Here is a 16,107-nt window from a genome sequence, read left to right as displayed (position 1 = left end):
TGGCCCGCGCGGCTTCGAGCTACCAGGCAATCATTTACAATTCCCGCAGGTCAATGCATTTATCGACAAACTGTCAAAGGAGGACTCATGCGAATCCTGCATACCATGCTTCGAGTCGGTGATCTGGACGCCTCGATCCGTTTCTACACCGAAGTTCTCGGAATGCGCCTGCTTCGAAAGAACGACTACCCGGACGGGAAGTTCACCCTCGCCTTCGTCGGTTACGAGGACGAATCCGAAGGCGCGGCAATCGAACTGACTTACAACTGGGACACGAGCAAGTACGAGCTCGGAACCGGGTACGGTCACATCGCCCTTGAAGTCGACGACGCCTATGCGGCGTGCGAACAAGTGAAGAAGCGTGGCGGCGTCGTGACGCGCGAAGCGGGACCCATGAAACACGGCACGACTGTCATCGCCTTCGTCGCCGATCCGGACGGCTACAAGATCGAGCTGATACAGAAGAAGGGACGAGTCGACTGACCCGAGTTCAACCGTTCGCGCTGGACACTTCCCGAAACGCATGCGCCCGCTATACAGATTCGGGCGAGGCGCCAGAACCGACATAAAGCCCGGCTTCACGTTGTACCTGGGGGATTTGCTGCCGGGCGTATTCGCCCGGCAATCCTGTCTTGCGCCGGCACTATCAAAAAATAAAGCCGACTATTCACGATGAGCACGACCACCGCCCTGCCCGCGCACCGCGCCCCGGATAGCTTCGCGATCCTGTTGATGATCGGCCTGTGCGCAATCTGGGGGCTACAGCAAGTCGCGATCAAGACCACCAATGCGGCGGTGCCGCCGGTCTTTCAAGCGGGGCTGCGCTCGACGATCGCGGCGCTGCTCGTGTGGGCATGGGCACGCTCGCGCGGCACGCCGCTCTTTCGCGACGACGGCACGCTCGGCGCGGGCCTGTTCGCGGGCGTGCTGTTCGCGGCCGAGTTCGTCTGTATCTTTTTCGGCCTGACGCTGACTAGCGCGTCGCGCATGGCGGTCTTTCTGTACACGGCGCCGTGTTTCACGGCACTCGGCCTGCACTGGTTCGTCGATGGCGAACGCATGCGGCGCATCCAATGGCTCGGCATCGTCGTCGCGTTCGCGGGGATAGCACTCGCGTTCGCCGATGGCTTCCTGCACCCGGACGCCGGCGCGACTGCAAGCGCAGCCCACGGCTCGGCGCTCGCAGGCGCGGCCGGCGATGCGCTAGGCGTGCTCGCCGGCATCGCATGGGCCGCGACCACGGTGGTCGTGCGCGGCTCGCGGCTGGCGCAGACGAGCGCGAGCAAGACGCTGTTCTATCAGTTGACGGTGTCGGCGGTGGTGCTGCTCGCGCTGGCGCTCACGCTCGGCGAAGTGCGCGTGGAAAGCGTGACGCCGCTCGCGTTCGCGAGCCTCGCGTATCAGGCCGTGATCGTCGCGTTCGTCAGCTATCTGTTGTGGTTCTGGCTGTTGACGCGTTACATCGCGTCGCGGCTGTCGGTGTTTTCGTTTCTGACGCCGATGTTCGGCGTGACCTTCGGCGTGCTGCTGCTCGGCGAGTCGTTCAGCGCGCGCTTTCTGATCGCCGCGCTGCTGGTGCTGACCGGCATCGCGCTCGTCAACGCGCCGGCGAAACGATAAGCGGCTCGACGGCGGCGGGCGCACCGCCGTCGTCAAACGTCGAGACTAGTCCGGCGCGGCGGCCGAGCGCGCCGCCACCGCCTGCGCCACGCTCACGTATTCGGCGACCGGCACGTCCTCCGCGCGGCGTTGCAGATCGAAGCCGAGCGCGTCGAAATCGACGGTATCGCGCAGCGCGGCAAGCGTGTTGCGCAGCATCTTGCGACGCTGCGAAAACGCCGCTGTCACCACCTCGCCGAGCACGTTCTCATCGACCACCGGCAGTTCGTGCCGCTCGTACGGGATCATCCGCACGATCGCCGAATCGACCTTCGGCGGCGGCTGGAATGACTCGGGTGGCACGTCGAGCTGCTTGTCGATCACGTAGCGATATTGCAGCATCACCGACAGGCGACTGAACGCCTTCGTGCCCGGTTCCGCGACCATCCGCTCGACCACCTCGTTCTGAAGCATGAAGTGCTGATCGATCACGCGGTCTGCAAACGTCGCCAGATGAAACAGCAGCGGGCTCGAAATGTTGTACGGCAGATTACCGACGATGCGCAGCGACGCCTTGTCGCCCGGTGCCGCGAGCGAGCCGAAGTCGAACTCGAGCGCGTCGCCGGAGTGCAGTTCGAGCAGGTCGCCGAACTTCGTCTTCAGACGGCCGATCAGATCGCGGTCGAGTTCGACCGCGTGCAGCGGCGACTCGGGCGTCGCGAGCCGCTCGATCAGCGGCTCGGTCAGCGCGCCGAGGCCCGGACCGATCTCGACCATGCGCTCGCCGCGCTGCGGCCGGATCACGTCGACGATCGAATCGATCACGCCCATGTCGACCAGAAAGTTCTGACCGAAACGCTTGCGCGCGAGATGGCCCTGGTGCCGGCCTTGCTGTCTGCTGGTGGACATCGGAGAAACGCTAGAAAGAAAACTGCTTGAGAATGAAAGACGTCACGGTGGAAATACGACGCCGCGCGGCGCGTCACGCGCGCCGCAACCGCTCACGTCACCCGCGCGTCAGCCCGCGCGACGATGCTGCGCCATCGAAACAGCCGTGTCGATCGCAGCCATCAGGCTGCCCGCGTCGGCACGGCCGGTGCCGGCCAGATCGAGCGCGGTGCCATGATCGACCGACGTGCGGATGATCGGCAGGCCGAGCGTCACGTTGATCCCTTCGCCGAACGTCGCGAACTTCAGCACCGGCAAGCCCTGGTCGTGGAACATCGCGAGCACGCAGTCGGCTTCTTCGAGATAACGCGGCTGGAACAGCGTGTCGGCCGGATACGGACCGCGCGCGTCGATGCCCTCGCCGTTCACCTGCTGCAACGCCGGCGTGATCACGTCGATTTCCTCGCGACCCAGGTAGCCGTTTTCGCCCGCGTGCGGATTGAGCCCCGTCACGAGAATGCGCGGCGCAGGCAAACCGAAGTGATGACGCAGGTCGTGATCGATGATGCGCAGCGTCGCGACGAGGCTTTCGATCGTCAAGGCCGCCGACACGTCCTTCAACGGCAGATGCGTGGTCGCGAGCGCGACGCGCAGCGGCCGTTTGCCGGTGCCCGCGAGCATCATCACGACGCGTGGCGTATAGGTGCGCTCGGCCAGATATTCGGTGTGGCCGGTGAACGGCACACCGGCGTCGTTGATCGTGCTTTTTTGCAGCGGCGCAGTGACGATTGCGTCGAACTTGCCGGCTATCGCGCCGTCGATCGCCGCATCGAGCAGATCGAGCACATAGCGGCCGTTCGCGGCGTCGAGCTTGCCTGCCTGCGCGGGTGCGCCGAGCGGGTGAGGTTCGAGCCGCACGCGCGGGCCCTGCGCGAGCAGCGCGGCCCAATCGACACCGACCGCCCGCGCCCGCTCAGCGAGCAATTGCGCATCGCCGAGCACGGTGAACTGCGCGTGAGGCCAGTGCGCCGCCGCCCCCGCCAGCGCCTGCGCGGTCAGCTCGGGACCGACGCCGGCGGGCTCGCCGGTCGTGATCGCGATCTGCAGCGGACGGTGGGTGGGCTGAGCAGCGCTCGTCATGGCATGGGCTCCGTTACTGCACGTTCGCCGTGGTCGGCTTCACTTCGACGTACGCGGTATCGCGCAGCTCACGCAGCCAGTCGGCGTACGCCTGTTCCGCCTTGCGCTGACCGATGGCCTGACGCGCGAGATCCATCTGCTGTGCAATCGAGCCTTCCGCGTCGCGGCGGCCGAGCACCTGAATCAGGTGGTAGCCGTATTCGCTGCGCACAGGTTCGCTGATCTGACCGTCCTGCAGCGCGTTCATCGCGCGCTCGAACTCGGGCACCGTCTCGCCCGGGCTGATCCAGCCGAGGTCACCGCCTTGCGACGACGAGCCGTCCTGCGAGTAGGTGTGCGCGAACTTCGCGAAGTCGCCGCCGGCGGCGATCTGGTTGCGGATGTCGATCAGCTTCTGGCGTGCCTGCGGCTCGGACTGACCGTCGCCGACGCGCAGCAGAATATGGCGCACGTGCGTCTGCACGAGCTTCGGCGCATCCGCGCTGGTGCCCTGGCCGGCACGGCGCTCGACCAGACGCACGATTTCGAAGCCGTCGTTGGTGCGGATCAGATCCGGACTGATCTCACCCGGACGCAGTGTCGACGCGGCCTTCACGAACTCGGGCGGCAGCTTCGACGGTGCGAGGAAACCGAGATCGCCGCCATTCTTCGACGCGTCCGGCGCTTGCGAATTGGCCTTCGCGAGCTTTCCGAAATCCGCGCCGCCCTTCGCTTCGGCGAGCAGCCCCTGAGCCTTCTTCTGTGCCGCCTCGATGTCGGTCTCCGGCGCGTTCAGCGGCGCACTCACGAAAATGTGCTGCATGTGCAGGTCGCTTGTCTGGCCGGCGCCCGGGCCGCGCTGGCTGGCGATGTAGTTCGCGACTTCGGCGTCCGTCACCGTGATCTTGCTGTCCACTTCTTTCTCGCGCAGACGCGACAGCGTCAGCTCCGTGCGCGCGTCGTTCGAGAACGTGGCCCAGGGCACGCCTTGCGCCTCGATGCGCGCGCGGTACATTGCGAGCGGCATGTTGTTCGCCTGCGCGAGACGCTCGAGCGTGCGCTGCACGGCTGCGTCGTCGATGTTGATGCCGTCTTCCTTGGCCTTCTGCAACTGGATGCGCTCGAGCACCATCTGCGTGAGCACCTGCTGGCGCAACTGGTCGGTCGGCGGCACAGGAGCGTTCTGCTGGTTCAGCCGGTGCGCGATCAGACCGACCCGCTCGTCGAGCTCGCGCTGCGTGATGACACCGTTGTTGACCACCGCGGCGATGGTGTCGACCGTCTGGCCGCTATTGCCGCCCAATGCCTGCGCCTGTACCGATGCGACTGGAACGAAGGACGCCGCGGCGACGAGACCCGCCGCGAGTATTGCCAAGCGAAGCTGTTTCATGATTGCCACAGATACTCCAATGATGTCGGGCGCTTCGCCCGTCTTTTCGCAAGCCGTGAATGACCGGGCGACCGTCATTCGTAGTTGGTGAACCGCGACTCCGGCGGTGGCGGCGGCGGCAACGGCGTATAGCCGGCCACACTGCTGCGGAACGCGGTCATCAGCCCGTTGTCGACGCTCGACAAGCCCTTGAACGTCAACTGCGCGAGAAACCGCGTGCTCGACTGATTCTGTCCCGACGAGTTCAGGCCGTTCGCATAGCGCTGGATGCCGGCGCCGAGCGTCCAGCAATCCGCGTCGTATTGCAGGCCGACCAGGCCGTCGACGATACGGTGGCCACCGAGGTCGTAGTTGAACCGGCCGACACCGTACATCCGGTGCGACAGCGGCCATTGGCCCGAAATCAGCACCTGGTTGATCGGCTGGTTGTCGAGCGTGGTGTTGGCGCGGGTGTAGCGGTACGCCACGTTGAGGACCTTGCCGGTCTCCGGACTGAACCCGAAGCCGACGCTCGTCTTCGTGAGCTGGTTGTTGTCCGCATTATATTGGAACGCCGTTTCCGAAGCGAAACCGGCACCCAGCTTGATCGCCGCACCCGCGATCAGGTCCGAGTGCGTGGCCTGCGCGCTCGTCTGCGAAGGCTGCAACGTGACGCGCTGATCCCGGAAATAGTACTGCTGCGCGATCACGAAGCGCGCGCGTTCGTCGCCGGTGGCCGGGTTGATGAAGCGCGTGGTGAGACCCGCGGTCAGGCGGTTCGCGTCGGCGATCCGGTCGTTGCCGACGAACGTGTTCGGCGTGAAGATTTCCGCGAGACCGAAATCGGACTCGGCGGTATCGAACAGCGGCGCGTTGTTCTGGTTGCGGTACGGCGTGTAGACGTAGTACAGCCTCGGCTCCAGCGTCTGGATGAAATCCTGGCCGAACAGGCGCACCGAGCGTTCGAAGGTCAGCCCAGTATCGAACGTGAAGGTCGGGATCGACTCGGTGAAATTCTTCTGCGGGTTCGGCACCCCGTTCAGATCGGTGCCGATGTTGTTCAGGTTGTACGACGCGAAGTGCCACTGCACCTTCGGCGTGACGAAGTAGCCCGGCCCCACCACCGAATACGACACGTACGGGTTGAACAGCACCCGCTGGCCTTCGGTCAGATCCGCGGTGGTGATGCGGAAGTTCGTGTAGTCGGCCTCGGCGCCGAAGTCGAAGCCGCCGACGTTGTACTTCGCGTACTTCACGTTCAACTGCGGCTCGCGGCCGTACGGCGCGACCGACTCCTGCAGCGTCTGCCAGTGCTGCTCGCGCGCGAGCACGGACCATGGCCCGTTGTTGTAGGTCACCCCGGCTTCCTGCTGGTACAGGAGCTGGAGGCCGTTCATGAACTGGTTGACCGACGACGACAGGTCTTGCGGATAGGTGTTATCCGAAACCTTGTTGTAGTAGATGTAGCCGCCGAAGCCGTTACCGAAATTCTGGTTGTGCTGGATGTACAGCGCGTAGCGGTTGGTCTTCGTCAGGCGATCGTCAGGCAGAAATTCACCGGTGATCGAACCGGAATACGTCGGCGACAGATAGCGGAACGTGCTCTGCAGCTGCACACCGCGCTTCGAGATCAGACGCGGCGTGACCGTCAGATCGCGATTCGGCGCGATGTTGAAGTAATACGGCACCGACAGTTCGAAGCCGTTCGACGAGCTGAGCGAGAACGTGGGCGGCAACAGGCCGCTGCGCCGCTCGCCCGACAGCGGGAACGACAGCCACGGCGACGCGAACACCGGCACGCCCTGGAAGAACAGCACGCTGTTGTAGGCGACGCCTTCGTCCGCGCCGGTGTCGAAATCGAACTCGCTGCCCTTGATGTACCAGGCCGGATCGTCCGTGCACGCGCATGCCGTGTAGGTGGCCTTCGTGAACACCGAACGCTCGGCGTCGAGCAGGTCGACGCGCTGCGCGCTGCCCGAGCCGCCCGTCAACGTGAAGTGATACTTCGGCGCGGTCATGAAACCTTCGGTCGAATCGACGCGCAGATGCGCTTCGGGCCCGATGAAGGTATTGCCGGTATTGATCACGTGGACATTGCCGTACGCATCGGCCATGTCCGTGTCCTGATCGTAGTGCAGGCCGTCGGCCTTGATCACGGACGTGTTGTGGCGCACTTCGGCCGAGCCCTTGGCGGCCAGATCCTGGTCGACCGTGCCGCTCGCGTGGTCGCCGAGCACGAAGGTGGCCGGCCGCTGGCCCGTTTGCAACGGATGATCCTCGAGCTGCGGCGCAAGCTGCATGCCCCATGGCGGGTAGACCGGTTGCGGTTGCGCAGCTTCCCCCACCAGCTGGGCGTGCGCAAGCGCGGGCATCAGGCCCGGAACGGCGACAAGCGCCGCGACGAGCCGCCTTTTGCGCGGCGCTACTGCACAGGAAGGAGTGGTATCGGAAAGCTGTCTGGGCGGCATGTATCGTTTGGCGAGTCGACCCGTGTGCAAGCCTCCGTCGTCACGATCCACCGCCTGCACACCGCGACCGTGAGAGTCGGCTGCACGTCTGGATTCCCAATTTGCCGAGTGATAAGGCGGGCGGTAAAACGGAGCACGCGAAAGCTGGCGTGTGAGTCGCGTCAAAAAAGTCGTGGGGTATTATATGGCAAGACGTTGTCCCCAAGAATTTGCCGCCGCTTTTCATGACGCTGCCTTCCACCCAAGACTTCACCGACCCCCGTCTCTCCCTGCTCAAGGCCTGGCTGCAAGGCCACGCGGCGCGCCATGCGCTGGAGCTCGACACGATCGTTCCGGCCTCGTCCGACGCCAGTTTCCGTCGTTATTTCCGGCTCGCCGGTAAGGCGCCGCAAGGCAACGGCGCGGCCACGCTGATCGCCGTCGACGCGCCGCCGCCCGAAAAATGCCGCGAATTCGCGCAGATCGCGCAATTGCTCGACGCCGCCGGCGTGCACGTGCCGCGCGTGCTCGAGGTCGACTTCGACGCGGGCTTCATGCTCGTCACCGATCTCGGCACCGCGCCGTACCTCGGTGCGCTGACCGACGCGCAGGCCGCCGGTGATACCCGCGCGGCCCGTAAGCTGATGCGCGACGCGCTCGACGCGCTGATCCGCTGGCAGCTCAGCTCGCGCGAAGACGTGCTGCCGCCGTTCGACGAAGCGTTCCTGCATCGCGAAATGGAACTGATGCCCGAGTGGTTCATCGGCCGGCACCTTGGCCGCGAGGTCGATGCCGCAACGCGCGCGCAGCTCGATCGCACGTTCGCGCTGCTGATCGCGAGCGCGCGCGCGCAGCCGCAAAGCTTCATGCTGCGCGATTTCATGCCGCGCAATCTGATGCTCGCCGAGCCGAACCCGGGCGTGATCGACTTCCAGGACGCGGTGTACGGCCCGATCACGTACGACGTCGTGTCGCTGCTGCGCGATGCGTTCCTCAGCTGGGACGAGGAGTTCGAGCTCGACTGCTTCGTGTACTACTGGGAGCGGGCGAAAAAAGCCGGCCTGCCGGTCGATGCCGATTTCGGCGAGTTCTACCGCCAGCTCGAATGGATGGGGCTGCAGCGGCACATCAAGGTGCTGGGCCTGTTCTGCCGCATCAACTACCGCGACGGCAAGGCGCATTACATGAAAGACCTGCCGCGCTTCATCGGCTATGCGCGCAAGGTGGCCGAGCGTTATGCGCCGCTGCGCGGGTTCGCGAAACTGCTCGACGACCTCGAAGGCCGCGCGCAGGAAATCGGCTACACCTTTTGACCGATGACGATGTCCGTGAAGAAAGCGATGATTTTCGCCGCGGGCCGCGGCGAGCGCATGCGTCCGTTGACCGACGCGTGTCCGAAGCCCTTGCTCGAAGTGGGCGGCAAGCCGCTGATCGTGTGGCAGATCGAACGGCTCGCGCGGGCCGGCATCCGTAGCATCGTGATCAACCATGCGTGGCTCGGCGCGCAGCTCGAAGCCGCGCTCGGCGACGGTTCGCGCTGGCAGGTCGAGCTGCGCTACTCGCCCGAGCACGAGGCGCTGGAGACTGCGGGCGGCATCGCGCAGGCGCTGCCGCTGCTGACCGACGACGGCGCGGATCACGTGTTCGTCGCGGTAGCCGGCGACGTCTACACCGACTACGACTACGCCGCGCTGCACGCGCACGCCGGCGCGCTGAAGGCGCTGCCCGAGCCCGGCATGCATCTGGTGATGGTGCCGAATCCGGCGTTTCATCCGAACGGCGACTTTGGCCTCGTCGACGGCATGCTGTCGCTCGACACGCAGCCGCGCCTCACGTTCGGCAGTTTCGGGCTGTACGACACGCGCATGTTCCGCGATCTGCCGCGCGGCACGCGGCGCGCGCTGAGCCCGTATTACCGCGCGACGATCGCGCGTGGGCTGGCGAGCGGCGAGCTGTACGAAGGCGTGTGGGAGAACGTCGGCACGCAGGCGCAGCTGGAAGCGCTCGATCGGCTGCTGCGCGCGCGCTGAACTTTACTTCGCCGCGCTATCGCCCGCCCCGACCGCTTCCGCTCTTTCCACCGCGTCCGTGGTCTGCGCGGCGCGCTGCTGCAACGCCCACATCTGCGCGAACAGGCCGTTCGCGCGCAATAGCTCGGCGTGCGTGCCGCGCTCGACGATGCGCCCCTTGTCCATCACGATGATCTGCTGCGCGTGCACGACCGTCGACAGCCGGTGCGCGATGATCAGCGTCGTGCGTTCGCGCGCGATCAGGTCGAGCTCATGCTGGATCGCGCGCTCGGAGCGCGAGTCGAGCGCGGACGTCGCTTCGTCGAACAGCAGGATCGGCGGATTCTTCAGGATGGTCCGCGCGATCGCGACGCGCTGCTTTTCGCCGCCGGACAGCTTGAGCCCGCGCTCGCCGACCGGCGTGTCGTAGCCCTTCGGCAGACTCTCGATGAACTCGTGGATATGCGCGGCGCGCGCCGCCGCGATCACTTCATCGCGCGTCGCCGACGGCCGCCCGTACGCGATGTTGTAGTAGATCGAGTCGTTGAACAGCACCGTGTCCTGCGGCACGATGCCGATCGACGCGCGCAACGAATCCTGCGTGACGTCGCGAATATCCTGCCCGTCGATCCGGATCGCGCCGCCCGTCGCGCGGTCGAGGTCGTAGAAGCGGAACAGCAGCCGCGCGAGCGTCGACTTGCCCGAGCCGCTGTGGCCGACCACCGCGGTCGTCGTGCCCGCCGCGATCGTGAAGCTCACGTCGTGCAGAATCGGTCGCGAAGACTCGTATGCGAAGCTCACGTTGTCGAAACGCACCTGCGCGCCGCGGACCTGCAAGGCCACTGCATTCGGCGCATCGGGCACTTCCTGCGGCGCGCCGAGCAGCGTGAACATGCGGTCCATGTCGGTCAGGCTCTGCTTCAGCTCGCGATAGACCACGCCGAGAAAATTCAGCGGGATATACAGCTGCAGCATGAACGTGTTGATCAGCACGAGGTCGCCTAGCGTCAGGCGTCCGGCCATCACGCCCTGGGTCGCGCGCCACAGGATGAACACGAGCCCCGTGCCGATGATCGCCTGCTGCCCGAAGTTCAGCGCCGACAGCGAACGCTGCGACTTGATCGCCGCCGCGCGATAGCGCTTCAAGTTTTCGTCGTAGCGGCTCGCTTCCCACTCCTCGTTGCCGAAGTACTTGACGGTTTCGTAGTTGAGCAGCGAGTCGATCGCGCGCGAATTCGCCTTCGAATCGAGCTCGTTCATCGTGCGGCGAAAGTGCGTGCGCCACTCGGTGACCTTCACCGTGAACGCGATGTACGCCGCGAGCGCGATGAACGTGACGATCGCGTAATAGGCCTCGTATTTGACGACGAAAAAGCCGAGCACGAGACCGACTTCGACGAGCGTCGGCAGGATGCTGTACAGCGAATAGGAAATCAGCTGCGTGATGCCGCGCGTGCCGCGTTCGATATCGCGCGACATGCCGCCCGTCTGCCGCTCCAGATGAAAGCGCAGCGACAGCCCGTGCAGATGACGAAACACTTTCAGCGCCAGCTGGCGCACTGCGCTTTCGGTCACCTTCGAAAACAGCATCTCGCGCAGTTCGGTGAAGAACGACGTGGACAGCCGCACCACCGCATACGCGACCACCAGCAAGCCGACGCCACCGAGCAGCACGATGCCGGGCGCGTCCTGCGCGCGCCCGAGCGCGGTCAGATGGCGGATCGACGCGAGACTGTCGACGATGTGCTTCATCACGATCGGCACGCCGAGGTTCGCGACCTTCGCGCCGATCAGGCAGCCGAGCGCGATGCCGACTCGCCATTTGTAGGTTGCAAGGTATGGCAGCAGCGACAGGATCGTTTGCCAGTCGTTGCGGGGTCCGGTGGAAATCGGCGAGGGTTCTGACGAAGGGGCGCGGCGCATAAATCGTGGGGAGAGTGTGGAACTGCCGGAGTTCGCAGCGGCGCGGCTCGCGCGCCTGGCTGGGCGCTTTCCCGTACAATTCCTGATCCCCCGTATTGTCGCAGAAGCCAGCTGGCGGCGCTTTCCGCCGCCTACGGTCGGGCTGGCCCAGCCATTCCGTCCGTGCGCGTCAATACACTCGAACACGTTTCCCAAGGATGTCCCGATGACCGATCTTCTTCAACTTCCTTCCAAGCCTTGCGCGCTGCGCGTGATGCCACAGCCGTCGGACGCGAACATTCACGGCGACGTGTTCGGCGGCTGGATCATGGCGCAGGTCGACATCGCCGGCTCGATTCCGGCAAGCCGTCGCGCGAATGGACGGGTCGCGACGATCGCGGTCAATTCGTTCCTGTTCAAGCAGCCAGTGTTCGTCGGCGATCTGCTGAGCTTTTACGCGGATATCATGAAGACCGGCAATACGTCGGTGACTGTGTCGGTCGAGGTCTACGCGCAGCGGATGAGCCTGTCGCAGGAAGTCGTCAAGGTCACGGAGGCGATCCTCACCTACGTCGCCACCGACAGCGACCGCCGTCCGCGCGCGCTGCCCGTGCTGGACTGAGCCAGCAAGGATGCTTAAGCTAGCGGTTCCACGCGTCACGCGCCGCGCCACCCGCTAGCCGTTTCAGCCGATCAGCGCACAAGGCCGGGCGCCCGATAGTCGCTCTTCTAATGGATACGTGATGAAACTGATCGGAATGCTCGACTCGCCGTACGTGCGGCGCGTCGCCATCTGCATGAAGCTGCTCGCGCTCGACTTCGAACACGAGTCGATTTCGGTATTCCGCACCTACGACCAGTTCGCGAAGATCAACCCGGTCGTCAAGGCGCCGACGCTCGTCGCCGACAACGGCGCGGTCGTGATGGATTCGACGGTGATCCTGCAGTATCTGGCGACGCTCGCCGGTCCCACCCCACTGTTCCCGACTCAAGCCGACGCGGCGTTGCGCGCCGCGCGTCTGACGGGGCTCGCGCTCGCCGCGTGCGAAAAGAGCGTGCAGATCGTCTACGAACGCAATCTGCGGCCTCAGGAGAAGCAGCATGAACCGTGGGTGGAGCGCGTGCGAACGCAACTGCTCGCCGCCTATGCCGAGCTCGAACGCGAGTTGCGCGAAGGGCCGCTGCCCGACACGCAGCAGCAGTTCAGCGCGGCGGACGTAGCCGTCGCCGTCGCGTGGCAGTTCACGCACATGATGCTGCCGGATGAGGTCAGCAAGACCGATCATCCGCGGCTCGAGCAATTTTCCGCGTTCGCGGAAAGCCTGCCGGTATTCAAGGACACGCCGGCGCAGTGATCGGCGTTTGACGCGACACGCGGCGACACGCGGCGACTTTGCGCGCCGCGCGTCTCACTCCCCTCACGCCGGCTCCAGCTCCGGCACCAAGCCGCCGTGCAGCAGCTCGGAAATACCTTCCGTCGATAGCGGCTTGGCGAAATAGAAGCCTTGCATCTCGTCGCACGCGCGTTCCTTCAGGAAGTCGAGTTGCGCGGATGTCTCCACGCCCTCGGCGATCACCTGCAGCTTCAGCGAATGCGCGAGCGCGATGATCGCCGACGTGATCGTCTCGTCGTCGCCCGACACGCCGATATCCGACACGAACGAGCGGTCGATCTTCAAGCGGTCTACCGGAAAGCGCTTCAGATAGCTGAGGCTCGAATAGCCGGTGCCGAAGTCGTCGATCGCGAGACCGATGCCGAGCGCGTGCAGCTCGTTGAGCATCAACACCGCTTCTTCCGCGTTGCGCATGATCGTGCTTTCGGTCAGCTCCAGTTCGAGGTACTTCGGTTCGAGCCCGGTCTCGGCGAGCACCTGCATCACGAGCTTCGCAATGTTGCGCTGTTGGAACACCCGCGCCGACAGATTCACCGACACGCGCGCCGGCGGCAAGCCCTGATCCTGCCACGCCTTGTTCTGGCGGCACGCCTCGCGCAGCACCCACTCCGAGAGCGGCCCGATCAGCCCGCTTTCCTCGGCAAGCGGAATGAACGACGACGGCGGCACGAGGCCGGCCTCGGGATCGTGCCAGCGCACCAGTGCCTCGATGCCGACGATCTGGCCGCTGACGATATCGACCTGCGGCTGATAATGCAGCAGGAACTCGTTGTCGCGCAGCGCGCGGCGCAGGCGTCGTTCGAGATTCAGGCGCGCGCCCGCGCTCGCGTTCATCTCCGGCTGATAGAACTGGAACGTGTTGCGGCCCATGTCCTTCGCGCGGTACATCGCGACGTCGGCCTTCTTCATCAGCGTTTCGGCGTCGTCGCCGTCCTGCGGGAACAGGCTCGCGCCCATGCTGCAGCCGACGTACAACTCGGTGCCGTCGAGCCACACCGGCTCGGCGATCGACGCGCGCACGCGCTCCATCCACGTGATCAGCGATTGCTCGTCGACGGTGTCGGTCATCACGATCACGAACTCGTCGCCGCCGTGGCGCGCCACCGTGTCGCTGGTGCGCGAGCAGCGAGCGAGCCGTTCGGCGACCACGCCTAGCAGCCGGTCGCCGACGCTATGGCCGAGGCTGTCGTTGACGTTCTTGAAACCGTCGAGATCGAGGAACACGACCGCCACGCCCGTGTGATGCCGCTGCGCGACGACGAGCGCATGTTCGAGCCTGTCGCGCAGCAGGTTGCGGTTCGGCAGCCGCGTCAGGCCGTCGTAGTTGGCCTGGTATTCGAGCTGTTCCTGATAGCGGATCAGTTCGGTCACGTCGTTGATGACGCCGATATGATGGGTGATCACGCCTTCCGCGTTCGGCACCGGCGCGATGAACAGCTGATTCCAGAACAGCGCACCGTCCTTGCGATAGTTGCGCACCACCGCGCTGACCTCGCGATTCGCCGCGAGCGCCTCGCGGATCAGCGCGACGCCCTCCTGATCACGGTCGTCACGCTGCAGCACGCGGCAGTCGTGACCGATCACCTCATCGAGATCGTAGCCGGTGATGCGCATGAACGCCGGATTCACGTATTCGATCAGATTGCCCGACGGCGACGGTGCGGTGATCAGGATCGCGTTGACACTCGCGTCGAGCGCACGGCTTTGCAGACGCAGCGCGAGGTCGGCGCGCTTTTGCTCGGTGATGTCGGTGTAAGAGCCGAGCACGCCGATCACCTGGCCGTCGCCGTCGGTGAACGGCAGCTTGCTCGTGACCCTCGTGCGATGCACGCCGTCGATCACGAAGTCGACCTCGAAGTTCATCTTCGGCACGCCGGTGCTCGCGACTTCGCGATCGTGCTCGTTCAGCAGGTCGGCGAACGCGCGCCACGGCAAATCGGTGTCGCTCTTGCCGACCACCTGCTCGGGATACGCGAGCCCCGCATCGCGCGCGAACGCCATGTTGCAGCCCAGATAGCGCGAGTTCAGATCCTTCCAGAAAATCCGCTGCGGAATGTTGTCGATCACCGCTTCGAGCATCTGATTCGAGCGCAGCGCTTCGGCTTCGGCGTTGATCTGATCGGTCACGTCGTCCGCCAGCACGAACGACGCGTCGCGGCCCATGAAGTTGAGCGCGTGATACGACACGTTGACGCTGATGATCGAGCCGTCCTTGCGCCGATGCCGCCAGATGCCCGCCATCGTGTGGCTCTGGCGCAGGTCGGCGCTGCGCGCCAAATGCCTCTCGAGGCGCGCGACTTCCGAGGTCGGGCGAATCGCGCGGATCGTCATGCCCAGAAACTCGCTTTCCGTGTAGCCGTATTGCTCGATCGCGGCCGTGTTGACGGCGAGAAAGCGCAGTGTGTCGCGATCGAAGATGTACATCGGCACCGTGTGATCGTCGAACAGGCTGCGAAAACGCTCGTCGTTGCGCGCCAGCGCGCGGGCGCTGCGCAGCTTTTCACGCACGCTGTTCTCGCGCACGCCGAACGTGAGCATCAGCAGCACGCTGCCGGAGAGCATCGTCACGAGCAGCACGAACATCGCGCGCTGGCTGTCGCTCGCCGATGCCGCGAGCGCGGCTTGCAACGAGCGGGTTTCCTCGCTGCGCAACGTGGCGAGCGCGGCTTCGACACGCTCTAGCGAGGAGGCAAGCTGCGGGTTGGACGGCGCGGGGTCGACGGATGCGTCGAGGGGGGCCGAAATCGGTGCTCCGGTCGGTGCCGCGCCCGACGTCGCGCTGGCCGCGCCGGGTAAGTCGCTCGCGGTACCGCGCAGCGTGTCCTCGAGATCGTGCTGCAGCGCGTGCCGCGCCGCGCTCAGGCTGGCGAGCGCCCCCGACATGGACGGCTCGCTCGCGAGCTCGTCGCGCAGTGCGTCCTCGCGGCTCGCGAGTGTATTCATCATCGAAGCGGCCGCGTCCGGCGGCACCGGATCGCCCGATTCCTTCCGGCGGTGCACCACGGCAAGCGCTTTACCTAGCGCGGCGTGATACGCATCGAGGTTCTGGCGCACACTGGTCGAGCGCGCGAGGCGCGCATCGGCATCGCGCTGCCCGCGAATCTGCGTGTACGCGACGAACGCGTTCGCACCGACCGCGACGACCACGACCGCAATATTGATCAGCAGTCGCTTCGACAAAAAAGGATTCATGGGTTCCGAACGTCAATCGTTCCGAGGGCGGGAGAGCGCGCTCGCTACCGGTGCGTTGGGCCGCATCGATGCAAATCTTTTACGCGCCAACCTTTGGATATCGGCAGCGACCGGAGGCGGGTTGAGGGTCGGCGTGAAAAAAATCTGAGGATTGGGGGGGAAGGTCGCGAGTTGGTGGGGGCGCCTGG

General features: G+C 65.2%; 12 protein-coding genes. 6 read left to right on the top strand and 6 right to left on the bottom strand.

Annotation, left to right across the window (positions count from 1 at the left end; translation table 11 throughout):
* The first annotated feature begins 87 nt into the window (after positions 1 to 87).
* On the top strand, positions 88 to 483 hold the full coding sequence (gloA, locus tag GCT19_RS34865; protein WP_018431928.1) for a lactoylglutathione lyase: 396 nt from the start codon (positions 88 to 90) through the stop codon (positions 481 to 483).
* A 189-nt stretch (positions 484 to 672) separates the two neighbouring features.
* Entirely contained in the window at positions 673 to 1,620 is a 948-nt protein-coding gene (locus GCT19_RS34860; RefSeq protein WP_152854460.1) for a DMT family transporter, read from the top strand.
* Between the two features lie 45 nt (positions 1,621 to 1,665).
* On the opposite strand, the gene rsmA is transcribed toward GCT19_RS34860, so the two are convergent.
* From rsmA to GCT19_RS34840, 4 genes are all read right to left on the bottom strand, one after another.
* Complete coding sequence (rsmA, locus tag GCT19_RS34855) at positions 1,666 to 2,508, bottom strand: 16S rRNA (adenine(1518)-N(6)/adenine(1519)-N(6))-dimethyltransferase RsmA (RefSeq protein WP_018431930.1); 843 nt, start codon at positions 2,506 to 2,508, stop codon at positions 1,666 to 1,668.
* Positions 2,509 to 2,616: 108 nt separating this feature from the next.
* Positions 2,617 to 3,627: a 4-hydroxythreonine-4-phosphate dehydrogenase PdxA gene (gene pdxA / locus GCT19_RS34850; protein WP_152854459.1), complete on the bottom strand. Its 1,011-nt coding sequence runs from the start codon at positions 3,625 to 3,627 to the stop codon at positions 2,617 to 2,619.
* A gap of 13 nt (positions 3,628 to 3,640) precedes the next feature.
* The gene (locus GCT19_RS34845; protein ID WP_026228000.1) at positions 3,641 to 5,005 is read right to left on the bottom strand and encodes a peptidylprolyl isomerase; all 1,365 of its coding nucleotides are present in this window, start codon (positions 5,003 to 5,005) and stop codon (positions 3,641 to 3,643) included.
* A gap of 65 nt (positions 5,006 to 5,070) precedes the next feature.
* Positions 5,071 to 7,443 (bottom strand): LPS-assembly protein LptD, encoded by a 2,373-nt coding sequence (locus GCT19_RS34840; RefSeq protein WP_026228001.1) that lies wholly within the window; start codon positions 7,441 to 7,443, stop codon positions 5,071 to 5,073.
* A gap of 224 nt (positions 7,444 to 7,667) precedes the next feature.
* Here GCT19_RS34840 and GCT19_RS34835 point away from each other — a divergent pair, with 224 nt between their 5' ends.
* Both GCT19_RS34835 and murU read left to right on the top strand, forming a co-directional pair.
* On the top strand, positions 7,668 to 8,735 hold the full coding sequence (locus GCT19_RS34835) for an aminoglycoside phosphotransferase family protein (protein WP_018431934.1): 1,068 nt from the start codon (positions 7,668 to 7,670) through the stop codon (positions 8,733 to 8,735).
* Positions 8,736 to 8,738: 3 nt separating this feature from the next.
* Positions 8,739 to 9,452 carry an N-acetylmuramate alpha-1-phosphate uridylyltransferase MurU gene (gene murU / locus GCT19_RS34830; protein WP_018431935.1) on the top strand — a complete coding sequence of 238 codons (714 nt, stop codon included), beginning with the start codon at positions 8,739 to 8,741 and terminating at the stop codon, positions 9,450 to 9,452.
* Between the two features lie 3 nt (positions 9,453 to 9,455).
* Here murU and GCT19_RS34825 read toward each other — a convergent pair whose 3' ends face one another.
* Positions 9,456 to 11,354: an ABCB family ABC transporter ATP-binding protein/permease gene (locus tag GCT19_RS34825; protein ID WP_013088393.1), complete on the bottom strand. Its 1,899-nt coding sequence runs from the start codon at positions 11,352 to 11,354 to the stop codon at positions 9,456 to 9,458.
* Positions 11,355 to 11,559: 205 nt separating this feature from the next.
* On the opposite strand from GCT19_RS34825, the gene GCT19_RS34820 reads away from it, so the two are divergent.
* A complete protein-coding gene (locus tag GCT19_RS34820) occupies positions 11,560 to 11,955 on the top strand; it encodes an acyl-CoA thioesterase (RefSeq protein ID WP_018431936.1) in 396 nt (131 codons plus the stop codon).
* Positions 11,956 to 12,076: 121 nt separating this feature from the next.
* The gene (locus GCT19_RS34815) at positions 12,077 to 12,688 is read left to right on the top strand and encodes a glutathione S-transferase family protein (protein WP_018431937.1); all 612 of its coding nucleotides are present in this window, start codon (positions 12,077 to 12,079) and stop codon (positions 12,686 to 12,688) included.
* A 63-nt stretch (positions 12,689 to 12,751) separates the two neighbouring features.
* On the opposite strand, the gene GCT19_RS34810 is transcribed toward GCT19_RS34815, so the two are convergent.
* Entirely contained in the window at positions 12,752 to 15,919 is a 3,168-nt protein-coding gene (locus GCT19_RS34810; RefSeq protein WP_018431938.1) for a sensor domain-containing protein, read from the bottom strand.
* Between the last annotated feature and the right edge of the window lie 188 nt (positions 15,920 to 16,107).

This window comes from Paraburkholderia atlantica, assembly GCF_009362785.1.
Lineage (GTDB): Bacteria > Pseudomonadota > Gammaproteobacteria > Burkholderiales > Burkholderiaceae > Paraburkholderia > Paraburkholderia atlantica.
The sequence above is the reverse complement of the archived record's forward strand: the minus strand, read 5'-3'. Positions and strand labels throughout refer to the sequence as shown.